Consider the following 12506-nt stretch of genomic DNA (forward strand, 5'->3'; position numbering starts at 1 on the left):
CGCCGGCGCGACGGCGTGGGCGCTGCTGGACACCGGCCGCGCGAAGCCGGGTCCGGCGCCGGCCCCCTCAGCCGCCTCGCCCACCGGCGCCACCACCAGCAGCGCTGCCGCGACCGCCGGGCCCGCCCGCGGCCCGCACACCCCACCCGCAGCCACCTGGCACAAGACCCTCGCCGGCGGCATGAACGCCAGCCTGCTGATCGCCCAGGGCACCGCCGTGGTGGGCAGCACCGCGGGCATCTTCGCCTACGCGATGAAGGACGGCACCGACCGCTGGAACAAGCCGGACGACAGCACCACCACCCTCGCCGGCAGCGGCACCACCGTGGCCTGGGACGGAGCGGCCCTGGTCGGCGTCGACGCGGCCACCGGCGCGGTGCTGTGGACCTTCGACCCCAAGCCCGCCGCCGGGGCGACGGAACAGCTCGCCCCGGGCGCCGTGCTCGCCGCCGACGACCAGGCGGTCTACGCGCTCTGCTCCTTCACCCCGCTGGACGCCCAGGGCAACCCGGACTTCAGTGCCAAGGCGACGCCGGGGATCATGGCCGTCGACCGGAGCAGCGGCGCGGTGCGCTGGAGCCAGCACCGCAAGCCGGACGCCGACACCACCGGCATCCAGGCCGTCCTCGCCGGCGACCAACTGCTCTACACCGACTCGCTGCAGAACCTGGTCAGCCGCAGCCGGAGCACCGGCGAGCAGCTCTGGTTCGTCGACACCGACTCGCAGGGCCCCTACCAGCCGGCCACCGACGGTCAGCGGATCTTCTGTTCCACCACGGGCAACGGCCTGCAGGCGGTGGCCATCGACACCCACCGGCAGGCCTGGGCCAAGCTCCGCCCGGCCGGCAGCCACGACCTCTGGTACAGCGACCCGGCCGTGGCGAACGGCGTCGTCTACACCGTCCTCGGCGGACTCACCCTCCCCCAGTACGGCGCCACCCCGAGCGCCGGGCCGGTGCTGATCGCCTTCCGGGCGACGGACGGTCAGGAGCTCTGGCGCCTGACGCTGCCGAACGAGGTGTCCATGACGGCCGCTCCGATCGTGGTCCAGGAGACCCTCTTCGTCTCCACCGACAACAACGGCATCTACGCCGTCGACACCACCGCCAGGCAGATCCGCTGGGCCTTCCAGGACCCGCTCGCCGTCGGCGCGGCCTGGGCCTTCGCCACCGACGGCCACCAGCTGCTCGCCGCCTCGGGCACCCGGATCTACGCGCTGCCGGCGGCCTGACCGGGCAGGTGGTGCGCAAGGCAGTCGAGCATCGGGCTACGGGCTACGGGCTACGACCAGCTGTTGTCGTCCGGGTCCAGGGTGACGGAGATGACCCGGTGGACCAGCCCGCCGCCGGCCTGAACGGCGAACCCGCAGGCCGGGGCCGTCACGCCCACGGCGAGCGCCGCTGTGAGGACGAACCTGACCGCGCCACGCCTGATACCACCGAACATGGATGTTCCCTCCGTCTTGGTGCCCCTTCCCGGCAAGGATGATCGACCGCCGGGACCGGCACTATCCGGAAGTCGCCGCAGGTCCGCGCCGCGAAACGGATAGCCAGAGACCTCGCCGACCGGTACCGGAGCCCTGTCACACCCAGCTCGGGGAAGCGGACCCCGTCCAGCAGCGGTTCACCGCCCCGGGGGTACCGCCATCGGCTCAGCCCCGCCGCGCCGGGGCTCGCGCGGGAGACCGCGGCGAGGGCGGCCTCCCGCACCTGCGGGTCCGAAAAGGAGTTGGGCGGGGCAGCCGCCGGTTGCTAACGTACGGATCACCGTGACCGGACGCCAGGAGGTGAGACCCATGAACGCAGGATCGAAGTGGGTGCTCCCACCTTCCGTCACGGAGTTCGACTGACCCAGGTGTCGTCGGGAGCGCCGCCACAACCAGGCACTCCTGAAAGGCGACAGCCATGAACACACTGAACTCCGTGCAGGTCACCCGGGTGGACGAGACCCAGTGGCAGGCCACCACCGGCGGTCTGATCGTCGGCCACGGCGACGTCTCGCAGCGCCCCGACGGGCGGCTCTTCCTCAGCATCGACGTGTGGCAGGACGCGGTCCTCGACCGACTCGCCGCCACCATGCTGGCGGACCTGCCCACCCCCCTCCACACCCTGGTCGGCGAGGCCGACCTCGACCTCAGGTCCCGCTGGGAGCAGGCCGGCTTCACCGTCGCGCGCCGCGAACGGGAGTACGTCCTGTCCACCGAGCCGCGCGAGGCCGGGCCCGACCTGCCGCAACCGCCGGCGGACCTGACGGTCCTGCCCGCCGGAACGGCGGACGCACGCCTGCTGCGCGCGCTGGACCGCACGATCCGCCAGGAGGTCGAGGCCGCCGTCGGCTGGCGGACCATGCCGGCCGAGGTGCTGCCGCGCCCGGCCGGGACCACGGTGGTCGACCCGACCAAGTACGCGGTGGCGGCCCGCGGCGGCCGCTACGTGGGGCTGGTCCGGGTGGTGCCGATCCGCCGCCGTGCGCGCATCGGACTGATCGCGGTGCGGGCCGACCAGCACCGCCAGGGCATCGGGCGGGCACTGCTGAACCACGCGCTGGGCGCGCTGCACCGGGCCGGGATCGACTCGGCCTGGGCCGAGGTGGACGACTCCAACACCGCCGCGATCGCGCTCTTCGAGGGCCTCGGCGCGCGCCGCAGCGGCACCACCGTGGAACTGGTGCGTCGCTGAGACACCCGCTCACGCACCGAACTCACCGAACTCACCGAACTCACCGAACTCACCGTTCCGAGAAACGAGAGACATTTGCCAAGAACGTCCAAGGGCCTCGAAGTCGAAGGCACCGTCGTCGAATGCCTGCGCAACGCCAGCTTCAAGGTGGAGCTGCAGAACGGGCACCAGGTGCTCGCGCACATCAGCGGGAAGATCCGGAAGAACTACATCAAGATCCTGCCGTTCGACCGGGTGCTCGTGGAGGTCAGCCCGTACGACCTGACCCGCGGCCGGATCCTGTACCGCTACCGGACCTGACCGCCCGCTCCCGCCGTCAACTCACCGACGCGGCACGTATACTGACCGACCATGGCATGCCGCATCAGTGAACTGGTCATCGACTGCGCCGACCCCGAGCGGCTCGCCGCGTTCTGGAGCGAGGTCCTCGGGTACGTCGAACTCGGCCGGGAGGACGACGGGAGCATCGAGCTCGGGCCGCCCGAAGCCGGCTTCGGCGGCCCGCAGCCCACCCTCGTGATCAGCCGCACCACCGACCCTCGGCCGGCGAAGCTCCGGCTGCACCTCGACGTCAGCCCCACCGACCGCGAGCAGGACGCCGAGTTGGCGCGACTGCTCGCGCTCGGCGCCAAGCCGGTCGACGTCGGCCAGACCGGCGCCGAGAACTGGCACGTCCTGGCCGACCCGGAGGGCAACGAGTTCTGCCTGCTGCGTGCCCGGGTCCGGCCCGTCTGACCTCGCGCGCCCATACGGACGGTGCGGTCAGCGCCCGGTCCCCTGCCGCCCCGCCTCGTAGGCGGCGAGGGCGTCCAGCTCCGGCTGCTCCGCCGGGTCGGCCGAGGTGGCCAGGAAGGCGTCGGTGATCTCGCGGGCGACCGTGTCACTGGTCAGCCGGTAGCTGAGCACCAGGATGTTGGCGTCGTTCCAGCGCCGGGCGCCCCGGGCGGTCTCCGCGTCCACGCAGAGCGCGGCCCGGGCGCCCGTCACCTTGTTCGCCGCGATCGAGACGCCCGTCCCGGTGTAGCAGGACAGCACCCCGAGGTCGGCACCGCCACCGACCACCGTTTCGGCCACCCCGGTCGCGACCTCCACCCACCCCATGGGCCGACCGGCCGTGGGACCGAGCACCCGGACCTCCGCACCGGTGGCCCGCAGGTGGTCGACCACCGCGGTGGTCACGCTGGTCGCGGCGTCGCTTCCGACGACGATCCGGGTCATGGCGGGCGCTCCTGGAGGTGACGGTGGCCGGGTGTGCTGCTTCCCACCGTAACTCGCTAGTAGTCGATGGACAGGCCTTCGGCGTACGCGGACGAGCCGCAGTCCCAGGTCGAGGACTGCTCCACGAAATTCGTCCGGTGGGCCCAGTTGCCGTAGAAGCGGGCCTGGCCCCCCAGGTTGGCGCAGTAGCCCTTGACCCGGTAGGTGCCCGTGCCGCTCGAACACCAGGCCTCCGCCCGGTGGCCGCCATTGACGGTGTAGACGCTGCACCCGTGCAGCGACGTGGAGTGGGCCTGCGCCTGGGGGGCGACGAGCAGGCCCAGGCCGCCGACCAGGACCGCAGCTGCCGCACCAAGTCCCGTGATCTTCTTCAACGTTTCCCCTGCCTCGGTAGTCGATCGCTGTCGTGACGCGCGGCCCGTCCGGGGCCGCTGTCCGCGGTGACCAGGATCGCCCCGGCGCAGGGCGCGCCGCGTCCACCGGGGGGCTGAGTCCCGGGTCGTCCCCGTGCGGTAGCCGCGCCGCCGGCTCCAACCCTCGTGGTACTCCGGGGCCGTGCAGCGCCGGCTCCGCGGGGCCGACCGCCTACTCTGACGCCACGGAGGTTCACGTGAATGCGAAGGATGATCTGATGACCGAGCGACCCTTGACGCTGATGGCGGTGCACGCGCACCCGGACGACGAGGCCACGGGGACGGGGGGCGTCCTCGGCCGGTACGCGGCGGAGGGCATCCGCACCGTGCTCGTCACCTGCACCGACGGTGCCTGCGGTGACGGCCCGGACGGCGTCAAGCCGGGCGAGCCCGGCCACGATCCGGCGGCGGTCGCCGCGATGCGCCGGGCGGAGCTGGAGGCGAGCTGCGAGGTGCTGAAGGTCAGTCACCTGGAGCTGCTCGGGTACGGCGACTCCGGGATGATGGGCTGGCCGGCGAACGACGCGCCCGGCTCGTTCTGGCGCACGCCGGTGCCCGAGGCGGCCGCCCGGCTGGCCGAGTTGCTGCTGCACTACCGGCCCGACGTGGTCGTGACGTACGACGAGAACGGCTTCTACGGCCACCCCGACCACATCCAGGCGAACCGGATCACGATGGCGGCGCTGGCGCTGTCCGGGCTGACGCCGAAGGTGTACTGGACGACGGCGCCGCGTTCGGCGATGCAACGGTTCGGCGAGGTCATGCGCGAGTTCGACGGCGACCGGGCGGAGCCGGACCCGGCGGAGGCGGCCGCGCTGGCCGAGATCGGGCTCCCCGACGAGGAGATCACCACCTGGGTGGACGTCACCGCGTTCGGCGGTCAGAAGTTCGACGCGCTGGGCGCACACGCCAGCCAGGGCGAGAACATCTTCTTCCTGCGGATGGGCAAGGAGCGGTTCACCGAGCTGATGGGGGTGGAGACCTTCGTGCGGGTCCACGACACCACCGGCGCGGCCCTGCCGGAGGACGACCTCTTCGCCGGCCTGCGCTGAGACCGCCTTGCGCTGAGACCACCGAGCACTGAGACCACCGAGCACTGGGACCGGCCCACACTGAGGAGTGAAATCGAGCCGGTTCGCGGGGAGTTGCTCCCCCGAACCGGTGAACCTGGTCAACCGCCCCACCACACCAGGTGCATACTGGGCGCGCCCTGTCACTCGAGGTAACCGGAGGGGTGCGCGCCATGGACTCGGCCGAGGACCCGCAGGCCCCCGCCGCGAGCGGGCGGACGAGGCGCCAGTTCCTGTCCCGCGCGGCCGCGTTGGGCGGCGCGCTGGCCGTCGCACCGGCGGTGTCCGCACCACGGGCAGCCGCCGCTGCGGGTGCGCCCACCCGCGCCGGCGACGGCCCAGCGGGGCGGACGGTGGCGGTGCTCGGCGGCGGGGTCTCCGGGCTGAGCGCCGCGCACGAACTCGCCGAGCGCAGCTACCGGGTGACGGTGTACGAGTACTACGACGTGCTCGGCGGAAAGGCCCGGAGCATGGACGTGCCCGGCAGCGCCGTCGGCGGCCGGCGGCCGCTGCCCGGCGAGCACGGGTTCCGGTTCTTCCCCGGCTTCTACCGCAACCTGCCGGACACCCTGCGCCGGATCCCGTACCGCGGCAACCCCGGTGGCGTGCACGACAACCTGCGCGACGGCACCCAGGCCCTGCTCGCCTTCGACGCACCGCGCCCCGGCCTGCTGATCCCGTTCCAGACCCTGACCCGCCCGCTCGACCCTGCCGACCTCGCCCCGGATGCCCTGCACCGCACCCTGACCGGCGCGCTGGACGAGGTGCTGCACCTGCCGGCCGACGAGCTCGCCTACTTCGTGGACCGGGTGCTGGTCCACCTGACCAGCTGCGACCTGCGCCGCGAGCAGCAGTGGGAGCGGGTGCCGTGGTGGGACTTCATCAAGGCCGAGCGGATGTCCCACGACTACCAGCGCTTCCTCGGCGTCGGGCTGACCCGCGACCTGGCCGCCACCAAGGCGGAGCAGGCCAGTACCCGCACCGTGGCGCGCACCATCGTCGAGGCCTTCCTGCTGAACGGGCTGCTCGGCCGCGGGGTCGACGGGCAGCCCGACCGGGTGCTCAACGGCCCGACCAGCGAGGCCTGGATCGATCCGTGGACGGCCCACCTGGCCTCGCTCGGCGTCGAGTTCCGGACCGGCACGGAGGTCCGGGAGGTGCAGTACGCCGACGGCCGGATCACCGGGGTCCAGGTCGCCCCGGCGGGCGGCGGCGCGCCCGAGACGGTCACCGCCGACTTCTACCTCTCGGCCCTGCCGGTCGAGCACGCCCGCGCCACCTGGGGCCCGCAGCTGCGGGCCGCCGATCCGCAGCTGGCGCGCTGCGACGCGATCCGGACCGACTGGATGACCGGCGTGCAGTTCTACCTGCGCCGGCCGGTGCGGCTGGTGCACGGCCACGCGGTGTGCCTCGACTCCCCGTGGTCGTTGACCACGATCGACCAGGCACAGTTCTGGGACCGGGACTTCGCCGCGGACTACGGCGACGGGACGGTCACCGACTGCCTGTCGGTCTGCGTCTCGGAGTGGGACCTGCCCGGGATCCTGTACGGCCGGACCGCCAAGGAGTGCACCCGCGAGCAGGTGGTCAGGGAGGTCTGGGCCCAGTGCCAGCGGGCGTTCAACCGCCCAGGCCAGGCCTGGCTGACGGACGAGAACCTGCACTCGTGGTTCATGGACCCGGCCGTCGCCGGCCTGGGCGGGCCCGCGCCGACCAACCGCGAGCAGCTGCTGATCCACCCCGCCGGCACCCTCTACAACCGCCCGTCGGCCGCCACCGCGGTGGGCAACTTCTTCCTGGCCGGCGACTACGTGCGCACCGACGTCGACCTGGCCACCATGGAGGGCGCCAACGAGTCCGCCCGCCGGGCGGTCAACGCGCTGCTGGACGCCGACGGGTCGACGGCCGCGCGCTGCCCGATCTGGCTGCTCTTCCGGCCCCCGGAGCTCGAGCCGCTGAAGCTGGTCGACGAGGCCCGCTACCGACTCGGCCTGCCGAACACGTTCGACCTGGGGTGAGCCCGCGCCCGGGGCAAGGTCACCACCGGGTGGACCGGACCACGAACCCGGTCAGCCCCTCCGGGGTCTCCTCGTGCTGCCGGACCCGGTCGACGACGGCCGTCTCCGGGCCGTGGTGGGCCCAGCGCAGCAGGTCGGCGACGGCGGCCGGCGGGCCCTCGAAAACCGCCTCTACGGTGCCGTCCGGCAGGTTGCGCACCCAGCCGGCCACACCGTGCCGCTCGGCGACCTGGCGGCAGCTGTCGCGGAAGAACACCCCCTGCACGCTGCCGGAGACGATCACACGGTTGCGGATCACGGGCACGTCGGTCACGGGCACCTCACGGGGGGCGGGGTCACGGGGTCGATCGTAGGCCGGGCGCACCGGGATCCGCCGCCGCAGACCGCCAGGTCGGGGACGGTCGTGGGTGCCGCCACTGGTCCGATCGCCGGACCGCGGGTGCGGGCAGGCCGGGCGCGGCGGCATCATGGCAGCAGCGGACCGAGCGGTAACAGCCGACCGAGGAGGCTGCCGGGCCATGGACACCCCGCTGACCACCGATCGACTGATCATCCGGGACTGGACGATCGAGGATGCCGAGGATGCACTCGCGATCTACGGCACCCACGACGTCGCCCGTTGGCTCACCCCGGCCATGGAGCAGGTCGGGGACCTGGCCGCGATGCGCTCGGTGCTCCAGGCCTGGGCCGAGACCCAGCCGAACCTGCCCCCACCCCGTGGCCGCTGGGCCGTCCAGCGCAAGACGGACGGCAAGGTCGTCGGCGGCCTGGGCATCCGGCTGCTGCCCCCGTACGACAGCGACCTGGAGATGAGCTGGCAGCTGGCCCCGGAGGCCTGGGGCCAGGGCTACGGCACCGAGGCGGCCCACGCGCTGGCCGCCTGGGCGTTCACCCAGGAGGCCGACGAGCTCTTCGCGGTCGCCCGGCCCGGCAACACCCGCGCGGTCGCGATGGCCCGGCGGCTGGGCATGGAGTGGGTCGGCGAGACCACCAAGTACTACGGGCTGAGCCTGCAGGTCTACCGGCTGCGCCGGAGCGACCTCGGCGGGGGGCTGATCTAGGGCCGCGGGAGCGCGGCTGCGCCGACCAAGAGCCGGCTAAGAACCGCTCTTATGGTCCGTCAGCATCCTTGGGGTGCATGACGACCACGAGCTTCCTACCCCACCCCCGTCCCCCGCGATCCGCCCGGCTCCGCCGCTGCGCGCAGGCAGCGCTCGCACTGGTGAGCGTCGCCGCGCTCGCCGGTCCGACCTGGTCGACGGCCGCCTACGGGAGCACCGGCGCCCCGGCGGCCGAGCGGGCGCCCGGCGGCGGCGCGGTCCGGCTGCACGGCGCCCTGCTCGAGGTCCCGATCGACGGCGGCACCGCGCAGCTGCGGACCGACTCGCTGGCCGTCACCGCACGCACCCGGGACGGCCGGACGCTGACCCTCTCCGCACCCGCCGCGCAGCCGCTCGGCCGACCGGGCCGGGTCACCGTCGAGGCCGGCACGGCGAGCTGGACGCTGCCGGAGCAGGGCCTGAGCGTCACCGCCGCCGCGGTGCGCGGCCGGCTGCAGGTCACCGTGCACAGCGAACGGGACGGCGCCACGCTGCCCTGGCCGGTCACCGGCACCGACCCGACCGCCACCCAGCTGCAGCTGCCGAGCGGCGAGGGGGTGGGCCTCCCGGTCGCCGACCCGTTCTGGAACTCGACCGCAACCGGCGTGGCCGGCGCGAGCTACGGCCTGGAGACCGACCTCAGCCTGCCCCTGTGGGGCTACACGCTGGCCGGAACGGGCGTCAGCTACCTGGTGCCGCAGCCGATCGGCACCTCGCTCGGCCTCACCTCGCAGGACGGCCGGCTGCACGGCACCGCCGTGCACACCTTCTCCCGGCGCGAGGCCACCCAGGACTACACCGTCACCTTCGCCCTCACCACCCCCTCCCCCGTCGCCCCGGCGCAGGACTACCGCCGCTGGCTCGACGAGCACGGCCAGGTCGTCACGCTGAGTAGCAAGATTGCCGCCAACCCCGAGGTCGGCAAGCTGCTCGGCGCCTTCCACGCCTACACCTGGGGCAGCGCGCGCACCGCGCAGGGCGTGCAGCAGATGCAGGCGCTGGGCCTGTCCCGGCTCTGGCTCGGCTACGACGCGGACGACCACCCGATGGACGCGCAGGCCGTGGCCGCCGCCGAGCGGGCCGGCTACCTGGTCGGCCCGTACGACTCGTTCGCCAACGGCCAGGACCCGGCCAGCGCCGACTCCCCCACCTCCGCCTGGCCGGCCCCCGTCTACCCGGACTACTGCATCCACCAGCAGGACGGCTCGGTGCTCGCGGGCTTCCACGACCGCGGCTGCTACCTCAGTTCGCAGGCCTTCGCCCAGCACGACGAGCTGCTCGCGCAGCGGACCGCCGCGATGACCGCGAACGGGGCGAACAGCTACTTCCTGGACGTCGATGCGGCCGGCGAGCTCTACGACGACTTCAGCGCCGACCACCCGATGAACCAGCAGCAGGACCAGGCCAACCGGGTCGCCCGGCTGCGCCGGCTGTCGGGGCCGGACCACCTGGTGCTCGGCTCCGAGTCCGCCCGCAGCTGGGCCGGCCCGGTGCTCGACTTCAGCCATGGCTCGCAGACCCCGGCGGCGAACGGGCTGTGGCCGCTGGAGCGGAACAAGGAGGTCTGGGGCGGCTACGCACCGGCCGCCGCGCCGGGGACCTTCTTCAAGCCGGTCACGCTGCCGGCCGAGCTGGCCGAGGCGATGTTCGACCCGGCGTACCGGATCCCGCTGCTGGAGACCGCGACGCACGACGTCCAGGTCAACCTCGACCGGTGGGAGCTGTCGTACACCAAGTTCCCGGCGCTGGAGAGCGAGCGGGCGCTACAGGCGATCCTGCAGGACACGCCGCTGAACCTGGTGCTCGACGGCCCGACGCTGACTGCCGAGGGCAGGCAGCTGGCCGCGCTGCAGCAGTACTTCGCTCCGCTGCACCAGGCCGCCGGCACCCAGCCGATGACCGACTTCCGCTACCTGAGCGCGGACCACCAGGTGCAGCGGACCACCTTCGGCGACGGCGTCCTCCAGGTCACCGCCAACTTCGGGAGCAGCCCGTACCACCCGGCCGACGACGCCGCGGTCACCCTGCCGGGCGGGTGCGTGGACGCGAAGCTGCAGGGCGACCCACAGCCGCGGCGACTCTGCCCGAGCCCGCTGCCCCAGGCGGCGGCCGGGTAGGCGGGGACGCCCGGCGCCCGGCAGCGGTCCGCGCCGCTGCCCGGTCCCGCCCCACCCCTACGGGCGGCCTAGCCGAGCAGGCGGCGGCCGGTGGCGACCAGGGCGGCGACCGGGAGGGCGACCCGGCCGTCCGGGGTGGCGTAGCGGGTGACGATGCGGTCGTAGGCGGCGCGGATCCGGGCCGCGGTCGGGGCGTCCTGGCCTTCGAGCAGGGCGGAGGTGAGGACGGTACCGGCGAGGATGTCCTGCCACCACCGGTCCGGGTCGACCTGGTGCGCCCAGCCGGCCCGGGTGACCTCGACCTCGGTGAGGCCGGCGGCGGCGAGCATTTCGCCGAAGGCCTCCGGCGTGGCGTACCGGGCGAACGGCGAGCTGCCGGGCAGCTGCGCCGGGGAGGTGGCGCCGGCCTCGGTGACCGCGTCGAAGAAGACGCCCTGGGCCCGGTTGTCCGCCAGGGCGTCCCAGCAGGACAGCACCACCCGGCCACCCGGGCGGACCACCCGGGCGAGGTCGCGGGCCGCGGCGGGCGGGTCGGGGACGTGGTTGATCACGAAGGCGCCGACGGCCGCATCGAACTCACCGTCGCCGAAGGGCAGGCCGGGCAGCTCGGCGCGGAGCACCTTGGCGGCGGGCAGCGCCTCCGCGGCGACCTCCACCATCTCCGCGACGGCGTCGGTGGCCACCACCTCCGCGCCCCGGGAGAGCGCCAGCGCGGCCAACCGTCCGCTGCCGCAGCCGATCTCGAGCACCCGCAGACCGGGGCCCACGCCGGCCGCGTCGAGCAGCGCCGGGTGCAGGGCGGCGGTCATCGCGCCGAAGCCCTCGTCGTAGGTGCGGCTGCGGCGGGCCCAGCCGCGACGTTCGAAGTCGGCGAAACGATCATTCATGGCCACACCATGGCAGAGACCGACGTGCCGACCGGTGCCCGTCTCAGCCACTGGGCTCCTGCAGCCATCCGGCCGCCCGGCGTCAGGTCAGCCGAGCGAGGAAGTCCGCAGCCGCCCCCAGCATCGGCGGCAGCGGCGCCGCGTCCGGATACCACGCCGCCTCGTACTCCCAGGAGACCCATCCGTCCGCCGGCAGCAGCCGCACGCAGTCGGCGATCGGCAGCACCCCCGCGCCGAGCGGCAGCGGGGTGCGGTCGTGCGCCCCGGCGATATCCTTGACCTGGACGTAGCCGAGGTGGGCGGCGAGCGCCGCATACGACTCGGTGGGTGATTCGCCGGCCGAATGCGTGTGCATCAGGTCCCACAGGGCGCCGACCGCCGGGTGTGCGACCAACCGGAGCAGACGGGCGACGTCCCGTCCGCCGCGGTGCGAGTCGTGGGTCTCCAGCAGGATCCGCACGCCCAGTTCCCGCGCCTCCTCGGCCACGCCGGCCAGACGCCGGGCGGCGCGCAGCTCCGCGGCGTCCGTCGGTCCCGGTCCGCCGCGCGGGAAGACGCGGACGTGGGCGGCGCCGAGGTCGGCCGCCAGCCGGAGCTGCTCGCGCAGCGCGCTGACCAGAGGACCGTCGCTCCCGGGGGCGGCGATGCCGAGATAGCTCGCGACGGTGAGTGGGGTGATCCCGGCGGCGGCGAACTCCCGTACCACGCGTCGCCGTTCGTCGGCGGACAGGCCCGGGTGCACCGGCTCGCCGGGAGCGCAGCGCAGTTCCAGCCCCTGCCAGCCGTGCTCGGCGGCCAGCCGGAGGGCCTCGCCGAGCGGGCGCCCGGGGAGGCCCAGGGTCGAGAAGGCGGTTCGCACGGGCGGTCAGCCCCTTCGGTGAACATGCACAACACCGTCGCCACAAAGCGCACCGGTCACGGTGACATTCCTCACATCCTCTTCACGGAACTCCACGCCCAAACTTCCCCCTCCTGTCTGACGGACCATCAACTTTCCCTACGCTC

General features: G+C 73.6%; 14 protein-coding genes. 8 read left to right on the top strand and 6 right to left on the bottom strand.

Features of this window, described 5'->3' with window-relative positions; genetic code table 11:
* Nucleotides 1–1231: PQQ-binding-like beta-propeller repeat protein (locus tag ACQRUO_RS11895; protein ID WP_428315786.1), on the top strand; the 1231-nt coding region annotated here is incomplete at its 5' end.
* A 50-nt stretch (nt 1232–1281) separates the two neighbouring features.
* On the opposite strand, the gene ACQRUO_RS11900 is transcribed toward ACQRUO_RS11895, so the two are convergent.
* Nucleotides 1282–1446 carry a hypothetical protein gene (locus tag ACQRUO_RS11900; RefSeq protein WP_428315787.1) on the bottom strand — a complete coding sequence of 55 codons (165 nt, stop codon included), beginning with the start codon at nt 1444–1446 and terminating at the stop codon, nt 1282–1284.
* A gap of 458 nt (nt 1447–1904) precedes the next feature.
* Between ACQRUO_RS11900 and ACQRUO_RS11905 the strand changes: the two genes are divergently transcribed.
* From ACQRUO_RS11905 to ACQRUO_RS11915, 3 genes are all read left to right on the top strand, one after another.
* Nucleotides 1905–2678 carry an N-acetyltransferase family protein gene (locus tag ACQRUO_RS11905; protein ID WP_428315788.1) on the top strand — a complete coding sequence of 258 codons (774 nt, stop codon included), beginning with the start codon at nt 1905–1907 and terminating at the stop codon, nt 2676–2678.
* A 75-nt stretch (nt 2679–2753) separates the two neighbouring features.
* Nucleotides 2754–2978, top strand: coding sequence for a translation initiation factor IF-1 (gene infA / locus ACQRUO_RS11910; protein WP_428315789.1), 225 nt, complete (start codon nt 2754–2756; stop codon nt 2976–2978).
* A 51-nt stretch (nt 2979–3029) separates the two neighbouring features.
* On the top strand, nt 3030–3413 hold the full coding sequence (locus ACQRUO_RS11915; RefSeq protein WP_428315790.1) for a VOC family protein: 384 nt from the start codon (nt 3030–3032) through the stop codon (nt 3411–3413).
* Nucleotides 3414–3440: 27 nt separating this feature from the next.
* Here the strand turns inward: ACQRUO_RS11915 and ACQRUO_RS11920 are convergent, their stop codons facing one another.
* Together ACQRUO_RS11920 and ACQRUO_RS11925 are read right to left on the bottom strand one after the other, a co-directional pair.
* Nucleotides 3441–3896, bottom strand: coding sequence for an RpiB/LacA/LacB family sugar-phosphate isomerase (locus ACQRUO_RS11920; protein ID WP_428315791.1), 456 nt, complete (start codon nt 3894–3896; stop codon nt 3441–3443).
* A 56-nt stretch (nt 3897–3952) separates the two neighbouring features.
* Nucleotides 3953–4270 (bottom strand): hypothetical protein, encoded by a 318-nt coding sequence (locus tag ACQRUO_RS11925; protein ID WP_428315792.1) that lies wholly within the window; start codon nt 4268–4270, stop codon nt 3953–3955.
* A gap of 257 nt (nt 4271–4527) precedes the next feature.
* Between ACQRUO_RS11925 and ACQRUO_RS11930 the strand changes: the two genes are divergently transcribed.
* Nucleotides 4528–5361 (top strand): PIG-L family deacetylase, encoded by an 834-nt coding sequence (locus tag ACQRUO_RS11930; RefSeq protein ID WP_428315793.1) that lies wholly within the window; start codon nt 4528–4530, stop codon nt 5359–5361.
* A gap of 191 nt (nt 5362–5552) precedes the next feature.
* Nucleotides 5553–7397, top strand: a complete 1845-nt coding sequence (locus ACQRUO_RS11935; protein WP_428315794.1) for a hydroxysqualene dehydroxylase — start codon at nt 5553–5555, stop codon at nt 7395–7397.
* 19 nt (nt 7398–7416) lie between these two features.
* On the opposite strand, the gene ACQRUO_RS11940 is transcribed toward ACQRUO_RS11935, so the two are convergent.
* Nucleotides 7417–7701 (bottom strand): acylphosphatase, encoded by a 285-nt coding sequence (locus ACQRUO_RS11940; RefSeq protein WP_428315839.1) that lies wholly within the window; start codon nt 7699–7701, stop codon nt 7417–7419.
* Nucleotides 7702–7915: 214 nt separating this feature from the next.
* Between ACQRUO_RS11940 and ACQRUO_RS11945 the strand changes: the two genes are divergently transcribed.
* The gene (locus ACQRUO_RS11945; protein WP_428315795.1) at nt 7916–8458 is read left to right on the top strand and encodes a GNAT family N-acetyltransferase; all 543 of its coding nucleotides are present in this window, start codon (nt 7916–7918) and stop codon (nt 8456–8458) included.
* 77 nt (nt 8459–8535) lie between these two features.
* Nucleotides 8536–10614: a glycoside hydrolase gene (locus ACQRUO_RS11950; RefSeq protein WP_428315796.1), complete on the top strand. Its 2079-nt coding sequence runs from the start codon at nt 8536–8538 to the stop codon at nt 10612–10614.
* 68 nt (nt 10615–10682) lie between these two features.
* Here ACQRUO_RS11950 and ACQRUO_RS11955 read toward each other — a convergent pair whose 3' ends face one another.
* Complete coding sequence (locus ACQRUO_RS11955; protein WP_428315797.1) at nt 10683–11501, bottom strand: class I SAM-dependent methyltransferase; 819 nt, start codon at nt 11499–11501, stop codon at nt 10683–10685.
* Between the two features lie 82 nt (nt 11502–11583).
* Entirely contained in the window at nt 11584–12360 is a 777-nt protein-coding gene (locus tag ACQRUO_RS11960) for a sugar phosphate isomerase/epimerase family protein (RefSeq protein WP_428315798.1), read from the bottom strand.
* Nucleotides 12361–12506 lie beyond the last annotated feature (146 nt).

The sequence above is a fragment of the Kitasatospora sp. LaBMicrA B282 genome, assembly GCF_050325825.1.
Taxonomy (GTDB): Bacteria; Actinomycetota; Actinomycetes; order Streptomycetales; family Streptomycetaceae; genus Kitasatospora.

Coding starts and splice junctions, on each gene's coding strand:
- ACQRUO_RS11915 (WP_428315790.1), top strand. CDS start 3,030: ATGGCATGCCGCATCAGTGAACTGGTCATCGACTGCGCCGACCCCGAG.
- ACQRUO_RS11945 (WP_428315795.1), top strand. CDS start 7,916: ATGGACACCCCGCTGACCACCGATCGACTGATCATCCGGGACTGGACG.
- ACQRUO_RS11920 (WP_428315791.1), bottom strand. CDS start 3,896: ATGACCCGGATCGTCGTCGGAAGCGACGCCGCGACCAGCGTGACCACC.
- ACQRUO_RS11900 (WP_428315787.1), bottom strand. CDS start 1,446: ATGTTCGGTGGTATCAGGCGTGGCGCGGTCAGGTTCGTCCTCACAGCG.
- ACQRUO_RS11955 (WP_428315797.1), bottom strand. CDS start 11,501: ATGAATGATCGTTTCGCCGACTTCGAACGTCGCGGCTGGGCCCGCCGC.
- ACQRUO_RS11905 (WP_428315788.1), top strand. CDS start 1,905: ATGAACACACTGAACTCCGTGCAGGTCACCCGGGTGGACGAGACCCAG.
- ACQRUO_RS11930 (WP_428315793.1), top strand. CDS start 4,528: ATGACCGAGCGACCCTTGACGCTGATGGCGGTGCACGCGCACCCGGAC.
- ACQRUO_RS11935 (WP_428315794.1), top strand. CDS start 5,553: ATGGACTCGGCCGAGGACCCGCAGGCCCCCGCCGCGAGCGGGCGGACG.
- ACQRUO_RS11950 (WP_428315796.1), top strand. CDS start 8,536: ATGACGACCACGAGCTTCCTACCCCACCCCCGTCCCCCGCGATCCGCC.